Origin of the sequence: Microcoleus sp. AT8-A3, from assembly GCF_036705675.1 — a bacterium.
GTDB lineage: Bacteria > Cyanobacteriota > Cyanobacteriia > Cyanobacteriales > Microcoleaceae > Microcoleus.
Genome location: NZ_JAUBVD010000037.1, coordinates 10,984 through 34,285, shown reverse-complemented (window position 1 = coordinate 34,285; position 23,302 = coordinate 10,984). Strand labels below are relative to the sequence as shown.

General features: G+C 48.1%; 34 protein-coding genes and 1 pseudogene. 32 read left to right on the top strand and 3 right to left on the bottom strand.

The features are described 5' to 3' along the window. Positions 1–109: 109 nt before the first annotated feature. The 3 genes from QUB51_RS20205 to QUB51_RS20195 all read right to left on the bottom strand — a co-directional run bounded on the left by QUB51_RS20205 (position 110) and on the right by QUB51_RS20195 (position 1,864). On the bottom strand, positions 110–595 hold the full coding sequence (locus QUB51_RS20205) for a salt stress protein, Slr1339 family (protein WP_333057784.1): 486 nt from the start codon (positions 593–595) through the stop codon (positions 110–112). Between the two features lie 72 nt (positions 596–667). Next, positions 668–1,273, bottom strand: a complete 606-nt coding sequence (locus QUB51_RS20200; RefSeq protein WP_333057785.1) for a VWA domain-containing protein — start codon at positions 1,271–1,273, stop codon at positions 668–670. Positions 1,274–1,387: 114 nt separating this feature from the next. Continuing rightward, positions 1,388–1,864, bottom strand: a complete 477-nt coding sequence (locus tag QUB51_RS20195) for an NAD(P)H-quinone oxidoreductase subunit N (protein ID WP_332978150.1) — start codon at positions 1,862–1,864, stop codon at positions 1,388–1,390. A gap of 430 nt (positions 1,865–2,294) precedes the next feature. On the opposite strand from QUB51_RS20195, the gene rplC reads away from it, so the two are divergent. The 32 genes and pseudogenes from rplC to QUB51_RS20035 all read left to right on the top strand — a co-directional run. Further along, positions 2,295–2,930 (top strand): 50S ribosomal protein L3, encoded by a 636-nt coding sequence (gene rplC / locus QUB51_RS20190; protein ID WP_190657996.1) that lies wholly within the window; start codon positions 2,295–2,297, stop codon positions 2,928–2,930. 190 nt (positions 2,931–3,120) lie between these two features. Further along, entirely contained in the window at positions 3,121–3,753 is a 633-nt protein-coding gene (gene rplD, locus QUB51_RS20185; RefSeq protein ID WP_190657994.1) for a 50S ribosomal protein L4, read from the top strand. Then, complete coding sequence (locus tag QUB51_RS20180) at positions 3,746–4,054, top strand: 50S ribosomal protein L23 (RefSeq protein WP_006634999.1); 309 nt, start codon at positions 3,746–3,748, stop codon at positions 4,052–4,054. The genes rplD and QUB51_RS20180 overlap by 8 nt, the downstream gene beginning before the upstream one ends. 175 nt (positions 4,055–4,229) lie before the next feature. Next, positions 4,230–5,093, top strand: coding sequence for a 50S ribosomal protein L2 (gene rplB, locus QUB51_RS20175; RefSeq protein WP_333057787.1), 864 nt, complete (start codon positions 4,230–4,232; stop codon positions 5,091–5,093). Positions 5,094–5,206: 113 nt separating this feature from the next. Then, complete coding sequence (rpsS, locus tag QUB51_RS20170; protein WP_041623488.1) at positions 5,207–5,488, top strand: 30S ribosomal protein S19; 282 nt, start codon at positions 5,207–5,209, stop codon at positions 5,486–5,488. A gap of 97 nt (positions 5,489–5,585) precedes the next feature. Then, positions 5,586–5,945 carry a 50S ribosomal protein L22 gene (gene rplV / locus QUB51_RS20165; RefSeq protein ID WP_006634996.1) on the top strand — a complete coding sequence of 120 codons (360 nt, stop codon included), beginning with the start codon at positions 5,586–5,588 and terminating at the stop codon, positions 5,943–5,945. A 114-nt stretch (positions 5,946–6,059) separates the two neighbouring features. Beyond that, positions 6,060–6,788: a 30S ribosomal protein S3 gene (gene rpsC / locus QUB51_RS20160; RefSeq protein ID WP_006634995.1), complete on the top strand. Its 729-nt coding sequence runs from the start codon at positions 6,060–6,062 to the stop codon at positions 6,786–6,788. Between the two features lie 115 nt (positions 6,789–6,903). Further along, positions 6,904–7,323 carry a 50S ribosomal protein L16 gene (gene rplP, locus QUB51_RS20155; protein WP_333057788.1) on the top strand — a complete coding sequence of 140 codons (420 nt, stop codon included), beginning with the start codon at positions 6,904–6,906 and terminating at the stop codon, positions 7,321–7,323. Positions 7,324–7,483: 160 nt separating this feature from the next. After that, positions 7,484–7,765 (top strand): 50S ribosomal protein L29, encoded by a 282-nt coding sequence (rpmC, locus tag QUB51_RS20150; protein WP_333057789.1) that lies wholly within the window; start codon positions 7,484–7,486, stop codon positions 7,763–7,765. A 68-nt stretch (positions 7,766–7,833) separates the two neighbouring features. Continuing rightward, on the top strand, positions 7,834–8,082 hold the full coding sequence (rpsQ, locus tag QUB51_RS20145; protein ID WP_006634992.1) for a 30S ribosomal protein S17: 249 nt from the start codon (positions 7,834–7,836) through the stop codon (positions 8,080–8,082). Between the two features lie 116 nt (positions 8,083–8,198). Then, the gene (gene rplN / locus QUB51_RS20140; protein ID WP_006634991.1) at positions 8,199–8,567 is read left to right on the top strand and encodes a 50S ribosomal protein L14; all 369 of its coding nucleotides are present in this window, start codon (positions 8,199–8,201) and stop codon (positions 8,565–8,567) included. Position 8,568: 1 nt separating this feature from the next. Further along, the gene (gene rplX / locus QUB51_RS20135) at positions 8,569–8,931 is read left to right on the top strand and encodes a 50S ribosomal protein L24 (RefSeq protein WP_333057790.1); all 363 of its coding nucleotides are present in this window, start codon (positions 8,569–8,571) and stop codon (positions 8,929–8,931) included. 146 nt (positions 8,932–9,077) lie between these two features. Continuing rightward, positions 9,078–9,623 carry a 50S ribosomal protein L5 gene (rplE, locus tag QUB51_RS20130; RefSeq protein ID WP_006634989.1) on the top strand — a complete coding sequence of 182 codons (546 nt, stop codon included), beginning with the start codon at positions 9,078–9,080 and terminating at the stop codon, positions 9,621–9,623. A gap of 22 nt (positions 9,624–9,645) precedes the next feature. After that, entirely contained in the window at positions 9,646–10,050 is a 405-nt protein-coding gene (gene rpsH / locus QUB51_RS20125) for a 30S ribosomal protein S8 (RefSeq protein WP_190657976.1), read from the top strand. 123 nt (positions 10,051–10,173) lie between these two features. Further along, on the top strand, positions 10,174–10,722 hold the full coding sequence (rplF, locus tag QUB51_RS20120; RefSeq protein WP_333057791.1) for a 50S ribosomal protein L6: 549 nt from the start codon (positions 10,174–10,176) through the stop codon (positions 10,720–10,722). A 2-nt stretch (positions 10,723–10,724) separates the two neighbouring features. Continuing rightward, on the top strand, positions 10,725–11,087 hold the full coding sequence (gene rplR / locus QUB51_RS20115) for a 50S ribosomal protein L18 (protein WP_333057792.1): 363 nt from the start codon (positions 10,725–10,727) through the stop codon (positions 11,085–11,087). Positions 11,088–11,218: 131 nt separating this feature from the next. After that, entirely contained in the window at positions 11,219–11,767 is a 549-nt protein-coding gene (rpsE, locus tag QUB51_RS20110) for a 30S ribosomal protein S5 (RefSeq protein ID WP_190745441.1), read from the top strand. Between the two features lie 146 nt (positions 11,768–11,913). Next, positions 11,914–12,360, top strand: coding sequence for a 50S ribosomal protein L15 (gene rplO / locus QUB51_RS20105; RefSeq protein ID WP_006634984.1), 447 nt, complete (start codon positions 11,914–11,916; stop codon positions 12,358–12,360). A gap of 102 nt (positions 12,361–12,462) precedes the next feature. Then, positions 12,463–13,767, top strand: coding sequence for a preprotein translocase subunit SecY (secY, locus tag QUB51_RS20100; RefSeq protein WP_333057793.1), 1,305 nt, complete (start codon positions 12,463–12,465; stop codon positions 13,765–13,767). A 5-nt stretch (positions 13,768–13,772) separates the two neighbouring features. Beyond that, entirely contained in the window at positions 13,773–14,357 is a 585-nt protein-coding gene (locus QUB51_RS20095; protein WP_333057794.1) for an adenylate kinase, read from the top strand. 293 nt (positions 14,358–14,650) lie between these two features. Beyond that, a complete protein-coding gene (gene infA, locus QUB51_RS20090; RefSeq protein ID WP_006276978.1) occupies positions 14,651–14,875 on the top strand; it encodes a translation initiation factor IF-1 in 225 nt (74 codons plus the stop codon). Between the two features lie 368 nt (positions 14,876–15,243). Further along, positions 15,244–15,357 (top strand): 50S ribosomal protein L36, encoded by a 114-nt coding sequence (rpmJ, locus tag QUB51_RS20085; RefSeq protein WP_015178722.1) that lies wholly within the window; start codon positions 15,244–15,246, stop codon positions 15,355–15,357. A gap of 83 nt (positions 15,358–15,440) precedes the next feature. Further along, positions 15,441–15,824 (top strand): 30S ribosomal protein S13, encoded by a 384-nt coding sequence (gene rpsM / locus QUB51_RS20080; protein ID WP_006634981.1) that lies wholly within the window; start codon positions 15,441–15,443, stop codon positions 15,822–15,824. Between the two features lie 84 nt (positions 15,825–15,908). After that, entirely contained in the window at positions 15,909–16,307 is a 399-nt protein-coding gene (gene rpsK / locus QUB51_RS20075) for a 30S ribosomal protein S11 (protein WP_332978136.1), read from the top strand. A gap of 174 nt (positions 16,308–16,481) precedes the next feature. Beyond that, positions 16,482–17,426 carry a DNA-directed RNA polymerase subunit alpha gene (locus QUB51_RS20070; protein ID WP_333057810.1) on the top strand — a complete coding sequence of 315 codons (945 nt, stop codon included), beginning with the start codon at positions 16,482–16,484 and terminating at the stop codon, positions 17,424–17,426. Positions 17,427–17,550: 124 nt separating this feature from the next. Next, positions 17,551–17,901 carry a 50S ribosomal protein L17 gene (gene rplQ / locus QUB51_RS20065; RefSeq protein WP_006634978.1) on the top strand — a complete coding sequence of 117 codons (351 nt, stop codon included), beginning with the start codon at positions 17,551–17,553 and terminating at the stop codon, positions 17,899–17,901. Between the two features lie 29 nt (positions 17,902–17,930). Further along, entirely contained in the window at positions 17,931–18,773 is an 843-nt protein-coding gene (truA, locus tag QUB51_RS20060; RefSeq protein WP_333057795.1) for a tRNA pseudouridine(38-40) synthase TruA, read from the top strand. A 139-nt stretch (positions 18,774–18,912) separates the two neighbouring features. Continuing rightward, on the top strand, positions 18,913–19,368 hold the full coding sequence (gene rplM / locus QUB51_RS20055) for a 50S ribosomal protein L13 (protein ID WP_015178725.1): 456 nt from the start codon (positions 18,913–18,915) through the stop codon (positions 19,366–19,368). After that, positions 19,368–19,781 (top strand): 30S ribosomal protein S9, encoded by a 414-nt coding sequence (gene rpsI, locus QUB51_RS20050; protein WP_194067224.1) that lies wholly within the window; start codon positions 19,368–19,370, stop codon positions 19,779–19,781. Before rplM ends, rpsI begins: the two co-directional genes overlap by 1 nt. Before the next feature lie 305 nt (positions 19,782–20,086). Next, positions 20,087–20,395, top strand: coding sequence for a 50S ribosomal protein L31 (gene rpmE / locus QUB51_RS20045; RefSeq protein WP_333101798.1), 309 nt, complete (start codon positions 20,087–20,089; stop codon positions 20,393–20,395). Positions 20,396–20,741: 346 nt separating this feature from the next. Next, positions 20,742–21,836 carry a peptide chain release factor 1 gene (gene prfA / locus QUB51_RS20040; RefSeq protein WP_333057797.1) on the top strand — a complete coding sequence of 365 codons (1,095 nt, stop codon included), beginning with the start codon at positions 20,742–20,744 and terminating at the stop codon, positions 21,834–21,836. A 404-nt stretch (positions 21,837–22,240) separates the two neighbouring features. Continuing rightward, a pseudogene (locus tag QUB51_RS20035) lies at positions 22,241–23,302 on the top strand (type II toxin-antitoxin system HicA family toxin); the annotation flags it as partial.

Genomic DNA, 23,302 nt, shown 5'->3' with positions numbered 1-23,302 from the left:
ATTTATTTTACCCTTTGCAAAGACACAGCACTGCCGTGTCTTTACAACAAATAGAGATGGCAATTAACCAAAAAACGGCCTGACAAATTATGAATACGGTGTAGTTCAATCAATCAAACTCATTCACCACTTGCAAATAGTCGATCGCCGCATCTATCCTCGAAGAATACTTAAAAGCAAACTGATCGAACCAATATCCCTCATCGGAATTCTTATCCAACTTTTTCAGCCAAACCTGAGCTTGCCTAACTTTCTGTCTGTGCGTTTGTACCTCCAACTGCGGCACCGCGACTTTTTCTGCTGGCTGCGGTTCCAGTGAAGCTACTTCCTGAGCTTGATTTTGTGCTTCGTGCTCAGCCTTAAGCGGTTGCTGTGAAGCCACTTCTTGAGCTTTATTTTGCGCTTCGTACTCAGCCTTAATTTGAGCTAAATCCTTGTCCAAAGGACTAGCATACAAATTTATATCTGATGTTTTAAATGTTGGATTTGCCGGCGCTTGTGCTTGCACCGGCGCCTGAGTTTTCAACTCAGCATTTTTTTGAGATGCTTGATACTCTGCCTTAAGTTCACCTAACAGGCGTTCGATAGATTCCATAACTTAAACCCCCTAAAAAATGCTGCTGGGCTAACTAGCCCAAATATAATCGCGTGAACTTCGCCCGCCTCCTCAATCAGTTATTGCATTCAGCAATACCTCTGTCAGGGTCATTCCTTCAATATCATCCATCGTGACAGTATCAACGATATCAAATTTAGCCCCGGCGCTTTGCAGTTCGTCATCCAATATTTTGAGAAACTTAGTAGCTTCCGGCGCATTTCCTACTTGAATGAAAGAAATCGCCAACTCTTCATCTCGATCGAGCTTCCGGGAAGCCTCTATAATCGTTTTCATCACTTCTTTGCGATCGTCCGGTTCGCCGTCCGTCACTACTAATATTGTTTCCCCATTTTGCTTAGTCTTACCGGATGCTTTGCGCTGAAAATAACTGTTCAAGGCGTCTTGCAGAACAGCCGCTAAATTCGTAGTTCCCGAAGGTTCGTTTTCTTGGAAAATTTGCACGACTTTAGCTGATGTTACGTTGTCGTAGCGCTTGAAGCGACCGGAAAACACATAAACTGTTATGCCATCAGGATCGAGTTCTTCGCATTTATTCGCCAATGCGATCGTCGATTCTTGCATGAGCGCCCACCGACTTTTACCGCCCATCTGGTCTTTTGTGTACATACTGCCGCTTTTGTCAATAATGATGGTATAATCGCGGTTCTGAAGCATAAGATTTTTCCTGTTAATTAAGTTCCAAAAATATCAAAACCAGCGAGCAGAAGCTGTTGAGCTTTAGTTGCTCGCTGCGTTTTTTAGTTGATTTGCGATCGCAAATACCGGAATTTAAGCTGCAACTAAAGCATCTTTAAGTGGCTTCCAGCTAAAAGCTCGATCGCCCCCCATCTCAACTGCTATTTTAACTCGCGGTTCTAACGTCGGCAAAACAGTCAAATACTCAATCTCCTGACTCGACAAAATCTGCCCTTCAATAATCCACAGCACCAGTCCTTTTGCTTTAGGTGGCAAATTGTCTAATTGAGTTTTCAACATCGGCGGCACGTAGTACGTATAACCCACAGCCCCTTCATTGCCAGTAGTTTTCTTGCCCAAATGCGGTGGCCGCACGCCGTGAACCCCCGTTAAATACATCGCCAAATCACCCAAACCCCGCGCCGAAATCGTGTACGCACCGTAGCCCGCAGCCCTCAGCCTGCGGAGGTAGCGCCCCTCAAATCCTCCTTCTAAAGGAACGTACAGGGCCAGCGACCCCGACTTTTCCAAATCCCGAATCAGATCAGATCCTGTCGTAATCAGTCCCATAAATTGTGTTTCCTGCTGTATCAAAATTTGGTCGATCGCTGCTTGCGAGCTGGAAATATTATAAATCCTAAAGTTGAGGCGAAAAATTCTCATCGCGGCCTTGACAAACGGCAAACACTTCATGTACTATTGTGAATTGTCGCCGTAAAGGATACTGAGTGGTTTGCTGCTCAAGTCCTGGCGCAAACAAGCAAGACCGAGACAAAACTCGGAGATAAAGCCGGTAAAAAGCCGCGAATCTCAACCCTTGCAAGACTTCCACAAGCTCGCTCCCAAATTTAAAACTCAAATTTTAAACACCGAGGAAGGCTGTTGGTTGATAACAGTTAATTGCAGGAACACTGAAATAAATGTTTCTGCACAAGAGCAAGCGGATTGACGTAAATTTCGCAATCCGAAACCTCTTGCGTAAATAAAAGGAAGAAAATCCGTGTCTGTAGGCATTCTTGGCACTAAACTAGGCATGACTCAAGTGTTTGACGACCAAGGGAGAGCCATCCCCGTCACCGTCATACAAGCAGGGCCTTGTACAGTAACTCAAATCAAAACCAAACAAACTGACGGCTACGGTGCCGTTCAAGTTGGATACAACGAAGTCAAACCAAAGGCTCTCAACAAGCCAGAACTAGGACACCTTGCCAAGTCGGGGGCGAATCCATTGCGCCACTTGCAGGAATACCGCTTGGAAGACACCAGTTCCTTTGAATTAGGTCAACAACTAAAAGCAGATACCTTTACACCGGGACAAATAGTAGATGTCATCGGTACAAGCATCGGTAAAGGTTTTGCAGGTTTTCAAAAGCGCCACAACTTTAAACGAGGCCCCATGTCTCACGGTTCCAAGAACCACCGCGAGCCTGGATCGATCGGACCTGGAACTACTCCCGGTCGCGTTTATCCTGGGAAAAGAATGGCAGGACGTATGGGCAACGTTCAAGTCACCGTCCGCAAACTAACAATTGTCCGGGTGGATACAGAGCAGAATTTGCTGCTAATTAAGGGAGCAGTTCCCGGCAAAGCTGGCGCCTTAGTCAATGTTGTGCCTGAGAAAAAAGTAGGACGTTAGTCAGTAGTCATTAGTCAGTAGTCAGCAGTCAGTAGATAGTGGTTGGTCGTTAGTAGCAAGCAATAACTAAGAACTAAAAGCTGAAAACTAAGAACCCAAAACTAAGACCTGAAAACAGACAACAGACGACAGACAACAGACAACAGACAACTAACAACAGACAACTAACAACAGACAAAGGACAAAAGATATGGTTAATTGTGTAGTGCGAAATTGGCAAGGCGAAGAAGTTGGAGAAACAACTTTAGAACTGCGCGTAGCCAAAGAAGAAAATGCGTCTCACATCGTTCACAGAGCATTGACGAGGCAACTAAATAATGCCCGTCAAGGAAATGCTTGCACCAAAACTCGATCGGAAGTCAGAGGCGGTGGCCGCAAACCCTGGCGTCAAAAAGGCACGGGTCGAGCCAGAGCAGGTTCTATCCGTTCTCCGCTGTGGCGGGGCGGCGGTGTCATCTTCGGGCCAAAACCGAGAGACTTTGAAGTCAAAATGAACAAAAAGGAACGCCGTCTCGCTTTGCGGACAGCATTCCAAAGTCGCACCGAAGACATCATTGTGGTTGAAGAATTTGCAGAGCAATTTCCGAGACCGAAAAGCAAAGAATTGCTGAGTGCGATCGCCCGCTGGGGCATCGAACCCGATACAAAAGTTCTGTTAATCTTGCCAGAACCGCAACCAAACGTCTACTTATCCGGACGCAACATCGAATTAGTAAACGTCATCTTGGCAACCTCCCTGAATGTTTACGACGTTCTCGCGGCTGACAAAATTATCGTCACATCTACAGCCATAGCTAAAATTCAGGAGATTTACGGTGAGTAAAATCGACCCCCGCGACTACGCAGATTTGATCCAGCGTCCGATTCTCACCGAGAAAGCTACCCGAATGATGGAATTAAATCAATTCACATTCGACGTAGCTCCCAAAGCGACGAAGCCTCAAATCAAAGCTGCAATCGAAGAACTATTTAAGGTCAAAGTCATCGGCGTCAACACCCAAAACCCGCCGCGCAAAAAGCGTCGAGTTGGCAAATTCGTCGGCTTTAAACCTTGTTACAAGCGAGCAACCGTAACTCTGACCGACGGAGACTCGATCCGCAAACTCCTATTCCCAGAAGTCTAGACGATTTTGGATTTTAGATTTTAGATTTTAGATTTTAAATTGCGGTTAACTGGTGGAAATTCTCGAACCAGAAAACTCGTAAGTTAACCAAATATCGCCAATCTTCAACCTAAAATCTAAAATCGATAAACGTCAAATCCAAAATCCAAAATCCAAAATCTAAAATAGATCGATTATGGGCATCCGTTCTTACCGACCTTATACCTCCAGCACCCGAGAACAAACCGTCTCGGACTTTGCTGAAATTACCAGATCAGAGCCAGAAAAGTCTCTAACCAGCAACAAGCACACCAAACAAGGCCGCAACAACCGAGGCGTCATCACCTGTCGCCACCGGGGAGGCGGTCACAAACGGCTGTATAGAGACATTGACTTCCGCCGCGACAAACACAGCATTCCCGCTACCGTCAAGGCGATCGAATATGACCCCAATCGCAACGCCCGCATCGCCCTCCTGTTCTACAAAGACGGCGAAAAACGGTACATCCTGCACCCGCTCAACTTAAACGTCGGTACAGTAATTGTCTCAGGCCCAGACGCGCCGATCGAAATCGGTAACGCCCTCCCCCTGAAGAACATTCCCCTCGGTACAAGCATCCACAACGTCGAGCTAGTACCCGGAAAAGGCGGACAAATCGTTCGCTCCGCCGGCTCCAGCGCTCAGCTAATGGCAAAAGAAGGTAGCTACGTCACCCTCAAACTGCCATCCGGCGAACAGCGCAAAGTCCGCGCCGACTGCTACGCCACCATCGGTCAAGTCGGCAACACCGACGCCAGAAACATCAGCCTCGGCAAAGCAGGCCGCACCCGCTGGAAAGGTCGCAGACCCACCGTTCGCGGTAGCGTCATGAACCCGGTAGACCACCCGCACGGCGGTGGCGAAGGCAGAGCTCCCATCGGACGTCCGGGGCCTGTCACTCCTTGGGGTAAACCAGCATTGGGTGCAAAAACTCGACGCAAAAACAAGCGCAGCGACGCTTTAATAGTCCGGCGCCGCCGCAAAGCTTCCAAACGCGGCAAGGGCGGCAGACAAAGCTAGTCATCAGTCAGCAGTCTTCAGTGCTTAGTTATTAACTGCTAACTAATGACTGAGGACTGATGACCAATGACTGCTGAAAGCTGACTAATGACTCCTGAATTACTAAAAAAATCATGTCTCGATCGCTAAAAAAAGGCCCCTTTGTCGCAGATCATCTGATGACAAAAATCGAAAAACTCAACGCCGCCGGCCAAAAACAAGTAATTAAAACTTGGTCGCGCTCTTCCACAATCCTGCCCCAAATGGTAGGTCACACGATCGCCGTTCACAACGGCAGACAGCACGTACCCGTCTACCTCACCGACCAAATGGTAGGTCACAAACTCGGAGAATTTTCCCCCACTCGCACCTTTAGAGGTCACGCGAAAAGTGGTGATAAAAAGGCAAAAAGATAGCCGAATTAGGTGACAGGTAATAGGTAATCGGACAAACTTTTTCCCAATTACCAATTACCTTTTTCCCAATTACCAATTACCAATTACCCAAATCGAAATGGTTATAGATACCACATCCGAAATTAAGGCGATCGCCCGTTACATCCGGACATCCCCCTTCAAAGTGCGCCGAGTCCTCGACCAAATTCGCGGCAAAAGCTACCAAGAAGCGCTGATTTTACTCGAATTCATGCCCTACCGCGCCTGCGAACCAATCGTCAAAGTTTTGCGATCGGCAGTAGCAAACGCCGAACACAACGCAGGATTGGATAAATCCAAGCTAGTAGTGTCTCAAGCTTACGCAGACCAAGGCCCAGTCCTCAAACGCTTTAGACCCCGCGCTCAAGGTCGCGCCTACCAAATCCGCAAGCCAACCTGTCACATTACCGTAGTAGTAGCTCCGCTCGTAGAAAACTAAACCAGGGAAAAACGTAAGAGGTAATAAACAGCTTAAAGTTGAAAAAAATGGGTAATCACCAATTACCAATTACCAATTACCAATTACCAATTACCAATTAACTCATCAACTATTATGGGCCAAAAAATACATCCAATTGGTTTTCGCCTCGGCATTACCCAAGAGCACCGCTCTCGCTGGTTTGCCGATCCCAAAAACTATCCAGAACTCTTGCAAGAAGACTATAAAATTCGCAAGTACGTTCGTAAAACCCTCAGCAATGCCGGTATTTCATCGGTCAAAATTGAGCGGAAAGCCGATCAAATCGACCTAGAAGTGTTCACAGCCAGACCAGGCGTTGTCGTAGGCCGCGGCGGAGCAGGCATCGAAACCTTGCGCGTCGGTTTGCAGCAGCAACTCGGTAGCAACCGCCAAATCCGCATCAACGTCGTCGAAGTTCAGCGAGTAGATGCCGATGCCACATTGATCGCAGAATACATCGCTCAGCAACTAGAACGGCGCGTATCCTTCCGCCGAGTAGTCCGCCAAGCAATCACCCGCGCCCAAAAAGTCGGCATCCAAGGCATCAAAATTCAAGTCAGCGGACGCCTCAACGGTGCAGAAATTGCCCGTACCGAATGGACGCGCGAAGGAAGAGTCCCCTTGCACACGCTGCGGGCCGACATCGACTACTCTTACTGCACTGCTCAAACCATCTACGGTATTCTGGGCATTAAAGTTTGGGTTTTCAAAGGTGAAATTATTCCCGGACAGGAACAAGAGGCAGCACCAAATGCCGCAGTGCCCCGTACCAAACAAAAGCGCCGCCGCCAGAACTTTGAAGATCGATCGAACGAAGGCTAGCTAATTGTTAACTGTTAGTTGTCACTTGTTAATTGTCAGTTGTTCCAAACCAATTAGCAATTAGCAATCACCAATTACCAATTACCAATTACCAATTACCCAACTCCCTTTCGCCATGTTAAGCCCTAAAAGAACCAAATTCCGCAAACAACAGCGCGGGCGAATGAGCGGTGTTGCCACCCGCGGCAACACAGTTAGCTTTGGCGACTTCGCGCTCCAAGCCGTCGAACCCGCCTGGATCACTTCCCGCCAAATAGAAGCCGGACGGCGCGCCATGACCCGCTATATCCGTCGGGGTGGCAAAATCTGGATTCGCATTTTTCCCGACAAACCAGTCACCCAGCGCGCAGCAGAAACCCGGATGGGTTCTGGTAAAGGCTCACCAGAGTTTTGGGTTGCCGTGGTCAAACCGGGCCGGGTAATGTTTGAAATTGGCGGCGTAAGTGAAGAAACTGCCCGCGAAGCAATGCGTTTGGCATCTTTCAAATTACCAATTAAAACCAAGTTCATCACTCGCGAAGAAGACCAGTCATAGCGAAGAGCGAAGGTAGAATTAGGTCTGTATTAATCAGCATTTTAAACGGCTACAGCATTTTAAAATCTGGCTTTCATAACTTTTCTTTCCTTCGACCTTCAGCCAAGCGAGACAATTCTGTCTTCTGTCATACCGCTCGCTAACGATAAAGCACACAATTATGTCTTTGACCAAGATTAAAGAAGCTAGAGAATTAAGCGATGCTGCAGTAGCAGAGCAAATTTTAGCCGTCAAGCGCCAACTAATGGAATTGCGGCTCCAGCAAGCTACCGGCCGCATGGAAAAGCCTCACCTGTTCAAGCACGCCAAACACCGGCTAGCTCAATTGATGACAGTTGAACGCGAGCGCCAAATCCTTGCTGAGAAAGAAGCTGCAGCAAAATCAGCCCCAGCTAAAGAAACAGCAGATTCTGCTCCCAGCCCAGAAGTCAGCCCAGAGTGAGCAGCAGCCTAGCCTCGGCTCGCACAGTAGCTAAAAACAAGTCAATTGCACAACAAAAATAGGTAGCTATGGCAATTAAAGAACGAGTTGGCGTAGTAGTCAGCGACAAGATGGATAAAACCGTCGTGGTAGCAATCGAAAACCGCTCCTCCCACACCAAATACGGCAAAATCGTAGTCCGCACCAAGCGGTACAAAGCTCACGACGAAGAAAATCAGTGCAAATCCGGCGATCGCGTCCGCATCACTGAAACTCGCCCACTGAGCAAAACCAAACGTTGGACGGTTGCTGAGATTTTTGGGACAAAAAACGGCTAAGAGTTAATTGCGATCTCGCGCTCGCCCGATCGGTACTTGATTAATCAATTAGCCGTCAACAGTCAACAGTTAACAGTCAACAGTTAACAGTCAACAGTTAACAGTCAACAATCACCATGATTCAACCCCAGACATACCTCAATGTCGCCGACAATAGCGGAGCCCGCAAACTGATGTGCATCCGCGTATTGGGAGGCGGCAACCGTCGCTACGGCGGAGTCGGCGATGTCATCATTGCCGTCGTCAAAGACGCCATCCCCAATATGGCCGTCAAAAAATCAGATGTCGTTCGGGCTGTCATTGTCAGAACCCGCAAAGGTTTGCGCCGCGACAGTGGCATGAGCATTCGTTTTGACGATAACGCCGCCGTTATTATCAACGTAGACGGCAACCCCAAAGGCACTCGCGTCTTCGGCCCCGTCGCCCGCGAACTGCGCGACAAAAACTTTACTAAAATCGTTTCCTTAGCCCCGGAGGTACTTTAAAATGTACGGAAAAAAGGGTAAACCAACTAGCGAGCCGCAGCGCTACAGAATGCACGTCAAAGCAGGCGACACCGTGCAAATAATTACTGGCAAAGAGAAAGGAAAAGTCGGAGAAATCTTAAAGACATATCCTAAAGTCAGCAAAGTAATTGTTAAAGGTGTAAACATCAGAACAAAGCACGTCAAGCCCCAGCAAGAGGGAGAGTCCGGGAAAATACTCACGTTTGAGGCTCCCATTCACAGCTCCAATGTCATGCACTATTCCGAAAAAGAAAAAATAGCTAGCCGCGTTTGCTATACATTTAGCGAAGACGGTCGGAAACTGCGACAGCTCAAAAAAACTGGAGAAATCATCGATAATTAGTCATTAGTCTTTAGTCATTAGTCATTAGACAAATGCTTTCCTGACAACAGTCAACGGACAACAGTCAACGGACAACTGACAACAGTCAACTGACAACTAATAATTCCCTGACCAAGCCCAGGGACAGTTAACGAAACACAAAAACTATGCCGGACAAACTCAAAGTTCTTTATCAAGGAAAAATCGTTCCCACACTGATGGATCAGTTTAAATATACTAATATCCATCAGGTTCCTAAACTCGTCAAAGTCACAGTGAACCGCGGTTTGGGAGAAGCATCTCAAAACGCTAAGGCACTGGATTCGTCGATCAACGAAATTGGCATCATCACCGGTCAAAAACCAGTGGTGACGCGGGCGAAAAAAGCGATCGCAGGCTTCAAAATCCGCAAAGGAGTACCCGTCGGCGTTATGGTGACGCTGCGCGGCGATCGGATGTACGATTTTCTCGATCGGCTGATCAACCTCGCACTTCCCCGCATCCGCGACTTCCGCGGCATCAGCCCCAAAAGCTTCGACGGGCGCGGCAACTACAGCTTGGGTCTGAGAGAACAGCTAATTTTTCCAGAAATAGAATATGACCGCATCGATCAAATTCGAGGCATGGACATTTCAATTATCACCACAGCAAACACCGACGAAGAAGGACGCGCCTTGCTTAAAGAAATGGGAATGCCGTTCCGGGACAACTAAGCACTAGAGTAAGAAGCAAAAGATGGCAGCTAACGATACCATAGCAGATATGTTGACGCGCATTCGCAATTCTTGCATGGCGCGCCACCAAACAACGCAAATTCCAGCTACAAAAATGACCCGCAGCATCGCCCAAGTCCTCAAAAGTGAAGGCTTCATCGGCGAATTTGAAGAAGCAGAAGCAGAAGGGGTCAAGCGACATTTAGTGCTTTCTCTAAAGTACAAAGGTAAAACTCGCAAGCCCATTATCACGGCACTTAAGCGAGTCAGCAAACCAGGACTGCGCGTTTACTCGAACCGTAAAGAATTGCCCAGAGTATTAGGCGGAATTGGCATTGCCATTATTTCCACCTCCAGCGGCATTATGACGGATAGAGAAGCTCGACGCCAAGGTTTGGGCGGTGAAGTGCTTTGTTATGTTTGGTAGTCATTAGTCATTAGTCATTAGTCACTGGTCGTTGGCAACAGACTCAAAAATCAATCACTAAGGACTAATAACTAAGCACTAATAATCAAGGACTAATAACTAAAAACAAAGGACCAAAAAACTATGTCGCGAATTGGCAAGCGTCCGATTAGCATCCCCACGAAAGTCACCGTCACCCTAGACGGTCAAAAAGTAGCCGTCAAAGGCCCTAAAGGTGAACTTTCCCGAGTTATCCCAGCCGAAATCCTCATGGGAATTGAAGGCGAGACTTTACTCGTTACCCGCCGAGACGAATCTCGCGTCGCCAGACAACTGCACGGCTTGTGCCGCACCCTCGTCGCCAACATGGTCGAAGGTGTATCAGAAGGTTTTCAGCGGCGTCTCGAAATTATCGGCACAGGTTATCGGGCACAGGTTCAAGGACGGAACCTGATTTTAAACGTCGGTTACAGCAAACCCGTTGAAATGCCCCCTCCAGAAGGCATCACAATGGCAGTTGAAGGCAACACCAACGTCATTGTCTCCGGCATTGACAAAGAACTCGTAGGCAATACAGCAGCCCGCATCCGCGCGGTGCGTCCGCCCGAAGTCTACAAGGGCAAAGGCATTCGCTACAGCGGCGAAGTTGTCCGGCGCAAAGCTGGTAAAACAGGCAAAACAGGTAAGAAGTAACAATGAAGCTTACTCGCAAAGAATCAGTCCAGCGCAGACACCGCCGTGTTCGGCGCAAGGTGTTCGGCACCGCCGAACGTCCCAGACTAGCGGTATTTCGCTCAGATCAGCACATCTACGCTCAAGTCATCGACGACACCGCCCAGCACACTTTGGCCTCCGCGTCAACCCTCGATCCCGAATTGAAGTCAACTCTCAGTTCTGGCGGCAACTGTTCCGCGAGCGTGCAAGTCGGTCAGTTGATTGCCAAACGCTGTTCCAGCGCTGGCATAGTCAAAGTCGTATTCGATCGCGGGGGCAACCTCTATCACGGTCGTGTCAAAGCCCTCGCAGAAGCAGCTCGCGAAGCGGGGTTAGACTTTTAGGAAGAAGGAAGAAGGAAGAAGGAAGAAGGAAGAAGGAAAAAAGAATATACAACAAAATTCTTAATTCCTAATTGTTAATTTCTCATTTCCAACTACCAGTTACTAATCCCCAATTCCCAAAGAACAAAACTATGGCAGAACAAAAAGAACAGCGCAACAAGAAAAAAAGCAGCAGCAACAACAAAGGGCGCGAAAAAGAATCCGAATGGCAAGAACGGGTTGTTCAGATTCGGCGCGTTACCAAAGTAGTCAAAGGTGGTAAAAAACTCAGCTTCCGCGCCATAGTCATTATCGGCAACGAACGCGGTCAAGTAGGAGTAGGAGTCGGCAAAGCTAGCGACGTAATCGGTGCCGTTAAAAAAGGCGTCGCTGACGGCAAAAAGCACCTAATTGAAGTCCCCCTCACCAAATCTAACTCCATCCCTCACCCCATCAACGGTGACGGTGGCGGAGCTAAAGTGATGATGCGGCCGGCCGCTCCAGGAACCGGGGTAATTGCAGGGGGAGCAGTGCGAACTGTTCTCGAACTAGCAGGAGTCCGCAACATCTTAGCCAAACAGCTAGGTTCTGGAAATCCCTTAAACAACGCCCGAGCCGCAGTCAATGCCCTCTCCACCCTCCGCACCTTGTCCGAAGTTGCTCAAGAGCGCGGAATTCCAGTAGAAAATCTCTACGGTTAGGGCACGCGAGAATGGGAAACTGTAAGTTTTGAGTGTTAAGTGCTTGCGGTGAAAATAAAAAAATCCGCAACTCAAAACTCACGCACTCAAAACTACTGCGTACCCCCTCTCTAAATACCAATTACCAATTACCAATTACTAAAACTATGAGATTGCAAGACGCCCGACCCAAAGCAGGCTCCCAAAAGCGCCCCCGACGCTTGGGCAGAGGTATTTCTGCCGGTCAAGGCGCGAGCTCCGGCAAAGGGATGCGCGGTCAAAAATCTAGAGCCGGTAGCGGCACTAGACCCGGTTTTGAAGGAGGTCAAAATCCTCTCTACCGCCGTCTCCCCAAGTTGAAAAGCTTCCCTCTAGTGAACCGGAAAGAGTACACTACCATTAATGTAAGTAAATTAGCATCGCTGCCAGCAAACACCGAAGTTACTCTCACCTCTCTGATCCAAGCAAAAATTGTCACCACAGACGACGGGCCGCTGAAAATCTTAGGAGATGGCGAACTGAATGTACCTTTGCAAGTGCGCGCCTCGGCTTTTACCGCAGGTGCTCGCACCAAAATTGAAGCTGCAGGCGGAAGTTGCGAATTAGTTGCGTGAAGATTTGAGGTTTGAGAGTCTGTCCAAATCTCAAATCCTCAAGCTTGCTATCAGAAAATGATTTAGTCGAAAATCCCAAATCTAAAATCCAAAATCGTAACTATGGACGTTAGTAGAGAGAAAGCGCCAACTGCACAAGAGACGTTCATGCAGATGGCTCAAGCTGCTGGTTTGCGAGGCCGCATCCTCGTAACCGTTGGCTTACTGATTTTAGTACGCCTGGGTGTCCACTTGCCAGTCCCCGGCATCGATCGAGTCGCCTTTGCCCAAAACGTCCAAAATAGCCCTTTAATTGGCTTTCTGGATTTGTTCTCAGGAGGCGGCTTGTCTGCTTTGGGGATTTTCGCGTTGGGGATTTTGCCCTACATTAATGCTTCAATTATTGTGCAACTTCTAACTGCGGCTCTGCCAAGCTTAGAAGACTTGCAAAAAAATGAAGGGGAAGCGGGGCGGCGCAAGATTTCTCAAATTACTCGCTACGTTTCATTGGGCTGGGCAATTCTGCAAAGTATTGGCATTGCGATTTGGGTCAGCCCTTTTGCTCAATCTCCAGCGCCTTTATTCATAGCAGAAACTGCTTTGGCTCTGACAGCCGGCTCAATGTTTGTGATGTGGATATCGGAAGTGGTGACGGAACGAGGTATCGGGAACGGAGCTTCGTTGTTGATTTTTATCAATATTGTGTCGGTATTGCCACGCTCTTTGGGACAAACTTTTGAATTGGCTCAAAGTGGGGACACGCAAGTTGTCGGCCGCGTAGTCGTTCTACTGCTGGTCTTTTTGGTGACGATTGTCGGGATTGTTTTTGTTCAGGAAGGTACTCGCCGCATTCCGATTATCTCTGCCCGGCGCCAAGTCGGCCGCAAAGTTTATCGGGAGAGCCGGAGTTATCTGCCCCTGCGCTTGAATCAAGGCGGAGTGATGCCGATTATTTTTGCATCTTCGGTGTTGATTGTGCCTTCTTTCCTCGCTCAGTCTCTCAATAACCCGTTTTTGGTTCAAGTTGCTAATGTTTTGAGTCCGAACGGCCCAGCCCCTTGGGCTTACGCGCTGTTTTATCTGACTTTGATTCTATTCTTCAGCTATTTCTACGCTTCGTTGATTGTCAACCCCGTAGATATGTCTCAGAACTTGAAAAAAATGGGCGCTAGCATTCCGGGAATTCGTCCGGGTCAGAAAACGAGTGATTATGTGGAGAAGGTTTTGAACCGTTTGACTTTCTTGGGAGCGATTTTTCTCGGTCTGGTGGCCATTGTACCAACTGCTGTAGAAAGCGCGATCGGAGTGCAAACTTTTAGAGGTTTTGGCGCAACTTCCCTACTGATTCTAGTAGGTGTCGCGATCGAAACTGCTAAGCAAATTCAAACTTACGTCATCTCCCAGAGATATGAAGGAATGGTGAAGTAATCGTAATGCAATTTATTTTCATGGGGCCTCCAGGGGCGGGAAAGGGAACTCAGGCTCAGATATTAGGCGCTCTCTGGAAAATACCCCACATTTCTACCGGCGAAATCCTGCGCGCCTGCGTGGTGGCGAAAACTGCCTTGGGTCTAAAGGCGCAAGCCTACATGGACAGGGGTGAGTTGGTTCCCGACCAATTGCTGATGGATATCGTGCAGGAACGCTTGAATGAACCGGACGCTAATGCGGGCTGGATTCTCGACGGCTTTCCCCGCACTGTTACCCAGGCAACTTTTTTAGACAAACTGCTGCACGAGCTTAGCGGTGCCGAGGGGAGTACATCGAACCCAAAGTGTGGTCTCAAAGCTGTTAATCTCGACGTTCCTGACGACATTTTGGTGTCTCGCCTGCTGTCGCGGGGCCGGCAGGATGACAATGAGGAGACGATCCGCCGTCGGTTGCAAGTTTATCGCGAGCAAACTGAGCCTTTGATTGATTTTTACAGCGGCCGTCAACAGTTAGTTGCGGTTGATGGCGATCAAGCAATGGAATTAGTCACCGCAGAACTGCAACAATCTCTCTCGATCGACTCTTGAACCCTCTCAATACAGCTTGTTACTCACAAGCTTTTGCTAAGATATGTTAACTAGGAGCTTTTTGTGCTATCAGGTTTTGTGAGGGTTGCTAGAGACCGGATTGAACTCGATACTAATTGCCACAACTTTACTCAAGTAAAGCTAAAACAAGCGGTTGGTTGAGTATTAAAGTCGATCGAGGCGCCCTAATTATTGCCCCCCGTTCCCGTTGGACTCCTACCAGTAAATAGGTTTTGAGGCTCACGCCGGGACACTCCTAGTTAATCAAATGTAGAGTTGAGGTAAATACCAAATTGTCTAAGCAAGATTTAATTGAAATGGAAGGGACAGTGACGGAATCCCTGCCCAATGCGATGTTTCGCGTTGACCTAGATAATGGGTTTAACGTGCTGGCTCACATTTCCGGCAAGATCCGCCGCAACTACATCAAAATTCTGCCTGGCGATCGCGTCAAAGTCGAATTGACTCCCTATGACTTGACCAAAGGCAGGATTACATATCGCCTTCGGAAAAAATAGGCTTAGATAAAACTTTCTAAAAACTAATTCTAAGTTTAATTTAGAGAGAATTTGGTAAAAAGCTTCAAATTTATGCTATAATGCTACGTTTGTAGTGTTGCCGAGAAGGGCGTCAACAACCTACCGGTGTATCGGGTTAAGTCATTGTTACACCGTAAAAACATCGCTCGCCACCACTCTGGCGCAGGCGAACTTTACCCAGCAATGGGAGTGGGTGCAAGCGGGCTCCTTCATGAAACAACCCGCACTTTATACAATTTAATCGAGGAGAGGTCTACACCTTGCCCAGCCTCTCCTCCCACCGCTCTACGGGCAGTCCCAGCGTGCCTGTTCTCCGCTAGAGCGGGGTTCTCCAGGCAGGAAGAAAGATGAAAGTTCGAGCATCTGTCAAAAAAATTTGTGAGAAATGTCGCGTCATCCGCCGTCGCGGTCGAGTGATGGTGATATGCACTAACCCGAAACACAAACAACGCCAAGGTTAGAAAAAAAGAAGATTGGGCACTGCACGCAGGTGCATCCTAATTGAACATTGTAGCCAAACAGGAAAACTAGGGAGAGAAAAAGTGTGGCACGGATTGCCGGGGTAGACCTTCCACGCGATAAGCGCGTCGAAATAGGTCTGACATACATTTACGGAATAGGCTTGTCGCGAGCCCAAAAAATTATCGCTGCAACAGGCGTAAATCCTGACACTCGCGTCAAGGATTTAACAGAGGCCGACGTGACAGCTCTGCGGGCTCATGTAGAAACAACATACCAAATCGAAGGAGACCTCCGGCGCTGGGAGTCAATGAACATCAAGCGCCTGATGGACATCGGAACTTATCGCGGTCGGCGTCACCGTTTGGGTCTGCCGGTGCGGGGACAACGAACCCGTACCAACGCCAGAACCCGTCGTGGCGTCCGCCGAACAGTTGCGGGCAAGAAAAAGGCACCTTCCAAGAAGTAACATCTTTTTGGGAAAAATACGCTGGGGGCTGCTGGCTCCTAGCGCTTCGGGACATTAGTTGAGAGAAACGTTAAAGAGACTAATATGGCGCGACCACAAACAGGCAAGAAATCTGGTGCAAAAAAGCAGAAACGGAATGTACCCAATGGGGTAGGCTACATCCAGTCTACCTTTAACAACACGATTGTAACTATTACCGACCTCAACGGCGAAGTGATATCCTGGGCATCTGCAGGTTCCAGCGGTTTTAAAGGAGCTAAAAAGGGAACTCCCTTTGCCGCTCAAACAGCAGCAGAAAGTGCTGCCCGCAGAGCCAACGACCAAGGAATGCGCCAAATAGAAGTAATGGTGAGCGGGCCTGGAGCAGGTAGAGAAACTGCAATCCGGGCGCTGCAAGGGGCGGGACTGGAAATCACCCTGATTAGAGATGTTACCCCAATTCCTCACAACGGCTGTCGCCCTCCCAAGCGGCGTAGAGTCTAAAACGATTTGAGATTTTAGATTTTAGATTTTGGATAATGGCTAACTGCTTAAAGTCAAAAACTAATGGTTCTAACTGTTGCCCCGTCCATCCAAAATCCGAAATCCGTTCAGGGGTATGCTCTGCAATCTAAAATCCAAAATCAAAAATCCAAAGTGGAAAAGGGAGGTCACTCCGTGGCGCAGTTTCAAATTGAATGTATAGAGTCTAACACTGACAAAGACCGCAGTCAGTACGGAAAATTTGTCCTGGAACCGCTCGATCGCGGTCAAGGAACAACTGTTGGGAATGCGCTTCGGCGAGTTCTGCTGTCAAACTTGGAAGGAACAGCAGTAACTTCAGTCCGAATCGCGGGCGTCAATCACGAGTTTGCCACGATCGAAGGGGTACGTGAGGATGTTCTAGAAATTCTCCTGAACATGAAAGAGGTCGTCCTCAAAACTCATTCTCAGCAGCCCCAAATCGGCAGGTTGCGGATTGAGGGGCCTGTCACAGTAACGGCCGATAGATTCGATTTGCCCTCTGAGGTGGAATTGATCGATCGTTCCCAGTACATTGCAACTCTCTCCCCAGGCTCAGTTCTGGAAATGGAATTCAGAATTGAAAAAGGCATCGGATACCGAGCAGTAGACCGCAGTCGCGATGATGGGTCGGCTTTGGATTTTCTCCAAATTGACGCCATCTTTATGCCGATTCGCAGAGTCAACTACAGCGTTGAAGATGCTAGGGTAGGCGGTACTGTCGAGAAAGACCGGCTGATTATGGAAATCTGGACTGATGGCAGCGTGACTCCTCAAGAAGCTTTGAGTCAATCTGCCAACATCCTGGTAGATTTATTTTCACCTCTCAAAGACATCACCCAAGATTCTCTCAAACCAGAGTATCCAGGTGAAGCCGATCCTACTAGCCAAATTCCGATCGAAGAATTGCAGTTGTCCGTCCGGGCTTACAACTGTCTCAAGCGGGCTCAGATCAACTCAGTCGCAGACTTATTGGATTATACCCAAGAAGACTTGCTCGAGATCAAGAACTTCGGGCAGAAGTCTGCTGAAGAAGTGATTGAAGCTTTACAAAAACGCTTGGGCATTACCTTGCCACAGGAAAAATCAGCTAAAAGTTAATCAACGGGTAACGGGTAAAAAAGTTCTGAATTTTAAGTAGGTGAGTTTTTAAGTTAAAGAAATCACCCCCCTAGATCGCGGACTATCCCGGCACCCAATTACCAATTACCAATTACCAACTGCCATGCGTCACCGCTGTCGCGTTCCCCAACTCAGCAAACCGGCTGACCAGCGCCGCGCCCTACTGCGCTCGCTGACCACCGAATTAATCCGCCACGGTAAAATCACTACCACTCTCGCCCGCGCCAAAGCGCTGCGCTCAGAGGCGGACAGGATGATTACCCTGGCCAAAGATGGCTCCTTAGCCTCTCGCCGCCAAGCTATGGGCTATATCTACGATAAACAGTTAGTACACGCCCTGTTTGAGGCTGCCCAAGAACGGTACGGCTCGCGCAACGGCGGCTACACCCGCGTAGTGCGAACTGTCCCCCGTCAAGGAGACAATTCCGAAATGGCGATCGTTGAACTGGTTTAATTCAATTTTGGGTTGGAGATTTGTGATTTATGACTGACAATCCAAAATCCCCAATCGAAAATCCCCAATCGATACAGCGCGTTGCTCTAGTAATCCAATACCTCGGCACTAACTTTCACGGTTGGCAGCGACAGCCGAACCAGCGTACAGTACAAGAAGAAATTGAAACAGCAATATCGACTGTTCTGGAACGCCCGGTAACGCTGCACGCTGCTGGGAGAACCGATGCGGGAGTTCACGCCGCTGCTCAAGTAGCGCATTTTGATGCCCACGGCCCAATTCCGGCTCACCGCTGGGCAAGCGTTCTCAACTCTCGACTGGCAAAAGATATTTTAATTCGAGCTTCGGCAAAGGTGGAACCTACCTGGCACGCTCGGTTCTCAGCCAGTTGGCGGCGCTATCGCTACACCCTTTATACAGACCCGACCCCTAATTTGTTTGTGCGTCCTTTTGCTTGGCACTGCTATCACGCCCCTGTGGATGAATCTTTGATTCAAACAGCTTTGACACCGCTCATCGGGCGGCATCACCTGGCTGCTTTCCACCGCGCGGGTTCTGCCCGCCCCCATTCCTGGGTGGACGTGCAAGCGGCCGAGTGTCAGCGTTCTGGGCCTCTTATCTATATAGAGGTTCAGGCGAGCGGGTTTCTGTACGGGATGATGCGGCTGCTGGTGGGGTTGCTGGTGCAGGTGGGTCGCGGGGAAAGGCCGATCGACAATTTCACCGATATCTGGGTCAACGAACGCCGAGAAATGGTAAAATATGCCGCTCCCGCTCAAGGTTTGTGCCTGCTGCGGGTTGGCTATTCAGAATTTCCCTTTCCCCCAGAGGTCTGGTACGACACTCAGCCAAAATTAGTCATTAGTCATTAGTCATTAGTCATTAGTCATTAGTCATTAGGTAACTACTAATAAAAAACTAAGGACAACTAACAATTAAAAACTGACAACTGACAACTGACAACTGACAACTAACAACAGTTAACAGTTAATAGACAACTAACAACAAACAATGAACAAAACTTACGTCCCTACTCAAGACTCCCTAGAGCACAAGTGGTACGTGGTCGATGCCGCCGACCAGCGACTGGGCCGTCTGGCAACTGAAGTTGCCATGTACCTCCGGGGGAAACACAAACCGACTTACACTCCTTCTATGGATACCGGCGACTTCGTAATTGTCATCAATGCCGACAAAATCGCTGTTACTGGCAAAAAACGCACCCAGAAAATCTACCGCCGCCATTCTGGAAGACCGGGCGGGATGAAAACAGAAACTTTTGCCAAATTGCAAGCACGTTTACCCGAAAGAATTGTCGAAGAAGCTATACGAGGAATGCTGCCTCACACTTCTCTGGGCAGACAACTGTTTACTAAACTCAAGGTGTACGCTGGCCCCAACCACCCGCACCAAGCTCAAAAACCAGAAGAATTAATTGTTCACACGATTCCGGGAGGAAATGAGTAATGCAAGCAACAGATACATCGGGTCGCGCTGTGTACTGGGGTACCGGCCGCCGCAAGTGTTCCGTAGCGCGGGTGCGCTTGGTTCCCGGCACTGGCATACTGACTGTCAATGGTAAAGAGGGGGATTTGTACCTGCAATTCAATCCTACTTATTTGGCTCTGGCTAAGGCTCCTCTGGAAACTTTGGGTCTGGAAAATGAGTACGACATTTTGGTAAAAGTCGAAGGCGGTGGCTTGACAGGTCAGGCTGACTCGATTCGCTTGGGTGTCGCTAGAGCACTTTGTCAATTAGACCCGGACAACCGCAAGCCTCTGAAGACTGAGGGCTATTTGACTCGCGACCCGCGGGCCAAAGAACGGAAAAAGTACGGTTTGCGGAAAGCTCGCAAAGCTCCTCAATACTCGAAGCGGTAATCGAGGTTCGGCAGCGGATTGTGTAACGGATGTAACGGATGTAATGGAAGTTCGGCAACGGATTTTTTAACGGATGTAACGGATGTAACGGAAGTTCGGATTGACGGAAGAAGGAAGAAGGAAGAAGGAAGAAAGAAAAGGCAAAAATTATCTATCCAGATTTTATCTGCCTTTTTTTGAAGTTTATTTCCGATTCCTGATTCCTGGTTCCAACAGATATAAGGCAAAATTCTTGCTGTTGTTGGTGTACAAGTCCTGCGGCAGCTAAAATGGTTGTAAAGTCAAAAATTAGAGAGTAAAAAACAATGGCAAAAGAAGGCATTCACCCTGAGTGGTATCCCGAATCTCAGGTTTATTGCAACGGGGAACTTGTGATGACTGTGGGTTCAACTAGACCAAAGCTTCAAGTTGATGTCTGGTCGGGAAATCATCCTTTCTATACTGGCACTCAGAAGATTATTGATACTGAAGGTCGTGTGGAGCGCTTTATGCGGAAATACGGCATGACCGAGGTAGAAATGCCGAAGGCAGATGCTTCCTCTGGACCGCTGAAAATGGAAGATCCGAAAGCAGATGCTTCTAAGGCTGCTGGTAAAGGCAAAAAGAAGAAGTAGCCGGATTGTCATTTGTCCGCAGTTTGTTGAGAGTAGTTCTTTTTACTGGCAACTTACCGCCCTCGGATTTTAGATTTTAGATTGAAGACTTCGCTATGCAGGCAGTTGAGTTCTATCGCGTAGAGTTCGATCGACATTCTATCCGAACTGCTCTTGATTTCTAAAATCTAAAATCTAAAATCTAAAATCTAAAATCGATCCGCCCTCGGATAGGAGAGTTTAGATTGAAGACTTCGCTATGCAGGCAGTTGAGTTCTATCGAGATTCTATCCCGACTGTTCTTCAAATCTAAAATCTAAAATCTAAAATCTAAAATCTAAAATCGATTGACAAAGGACAACTGACAATGGCTGAATCTTATTTGCTGGATAAATTGAAGTCGGTAGAGCAAACTTTTAATGAGTTGACTCGCCGCATGGCTGACCCGGATGTGGCTAGGGACAATCAAGAGTTTCAACGGGTAGCGAAAGCTCGATCGTCCTTGGAGGAAGTGGTCGATACTTTTGCTCTGTGGAAAACCACTCAGGAAGATTTGGTGGGCGCGCGACAGGTTCTCAAGGAAGCCGCGGGCGATCGAGATATGCAAGAAATGGCTGGGCTGGAAGTTCAGGAACTTGAGGCGAAGCTGGAGAATTTGGAAAGTCGTTTGAAGGTTTTGCTGCTCCCCCGCGACCCGAACGATGACAAGAATATTATGCTGGAAATTCGGGCGGGTACTGGCGGAGATGAGGCTAGTATTTGGGCGGGAGATTTGCTGCGGCTGTATTCGCGCTACGCTCAAACTCAAGGCTGGCAGGTGAAGTTGGTGAGCGAGTCGCTGGCGGAAATGGGCGGCTTTAAAGAGGTGATTCTGGAAGTTACAGGCGACAGCGTTTACAGCAAGCTGAAGTTTGAGGCTGGAGTACACCGGGTGCAGCGAGTGCCTGTGACTGAGGCTGGCGGCCGGGTGCATACTTCGACGGCGACGGTGGCTGTGATGCCGGAGGTTGATGATGTGGAGATTCACATCGATCCGAAGGATATTGAGATGAGCACGGCTCGATCGGGCGGCGCTGGCGGTCAAAACGTGAACAAGGTGGAAACTGCGGCGGATTTGTTTCACAAGCCGACGGGAATTCGGATTTTCTGTACTGAGGAGCGCAGTCAGTTGCAGAATAAGGAGCGGGCGATGCAGATTTTGCGGGCTAAGCTCTATGAGATGAAGTTGCGGGAGCAGCAGGATGAGGTGAAGTCGCGGCGTTTGGCTCAGGTTGGTACTGGTTCGCGATCGGAGAAGATTCGCACCTACAACTATAAGGACAATCGGGCTACTGACCACCGTTTGGGGGAAAATTTCTCGCTCAATAGTGTTTTGGAAGGGGATATTGAGGGGATTATTCAAACTTGCATTTCTCAGGATCAGCAGGAACGTTTGGCTGAGTTGGCTGCTTCTACTAATTGATGGAGTGATGGGGGCACATCTTGGGGTGTGCCTTTGTTCTCTGATGAGGTGGTAGATGTGGTTGAGTAGGGTGTCCCAAATTTGGTTGGCGATGCCTACGGCTGGCTACGCCAACGCGATCGGATAGTTGAAATGTTCGAGGTCGTATTGTACAACTTCTTCTAGTGGTTGTAAGGTTTGCTGGTTTCGGCGGGTTTTTATGGCTGCGATCGCCTCTTGTTGCCAACGCGCAAATAGTCTGTAGCTGAAGTTATATTAGATATATTCTCACTCAGATTCATTTGGCTGTTGACCTTATGAAGCACATTATGAAGCAAAAACTTCCCCGGATCAACGCGACTACGCTGATTAAGAGTTTGGGGCGATTTACCCTGCTCGCGACCTTTTCTTTTGGTCTGGGGACTTTGAGAAACTGGGAACATTATAACAACTATTGGCATGGCACAATCTTTCGTGTGCAAACAGTTGATTTCAATATGTTATCTCATACTCTGCCAGTAAAACTATCCTATACCTTATTACAAGGAAGCATAGGAGAATTGCAGCGAACTTTAGACAGCAACTATGGATTATTTGGGCTGATTGTTACTGATTGCAAAATATCTACCAAAGATTGCCTATCCGAGCAAATTCTTTATCAATCAAAATCTTCTCAGCAGTGGACAAAGGAAATTTCATTAGCAACTTTGTCAAATCATCCATACGACTTACTACAAAGTCCACCTCCGCTGCAAGTAGAGCGGCAATATGCTAAACCTGGTGATAGTAAACCCATCCCTACTGGTAAAGTTAACTCAGGAGAAATAATCGGTCGTGTGTACTATGTCCGGGGAGTACCGCCGACATTTATTGAAGATTATAATAATTGGATTAAAGAGCCATTTAAAGTAACAGGTTCCCGGACTCTTTACACATCGACAGTCGCTTTATTTTTGGTGAGCGGTTTGATCGCGTGGATAATTATTGAGGTGATTTTATATGCCAAACGGAATGAGCAGCACCATGCACAGCAACAACGGGAACAATTACAGCGGGAAATTCAACAGATTAAGCTGCAATTAGAAGAGAAAAACCAGCAAACTATCGAATTAATTGACCAGCGAGAGAGAGGTCTTGCTGAACTGCAATCTTATCGGCAAGAACAGGAGCAAAATAAGAGAGAACTGGAAAATCAAATTGCATCTTATGAAAGCGAACTGGCTCTTAAAGAACAGCAACAGCAAGAAACTGCTCAAACTTTAGAAGAATTGCAATTACTACGGCAAAAGTTGCAAGAAACGTCTCAACGAGAATCTGAAGCAAAGCAGCTGATTAAGCTGCAATTAGAAGAGAAAAACCAGCAAACTATCGAATTAGCTGACCAGCGAGAGAGAGTTGTTGCTGAACTGGAATCTTATCGGCAAGAACAGGAGCAAAATAAGAGAGAACTGGAAAATCAAATTGCATCTTATGAAAGCGAACTGGCT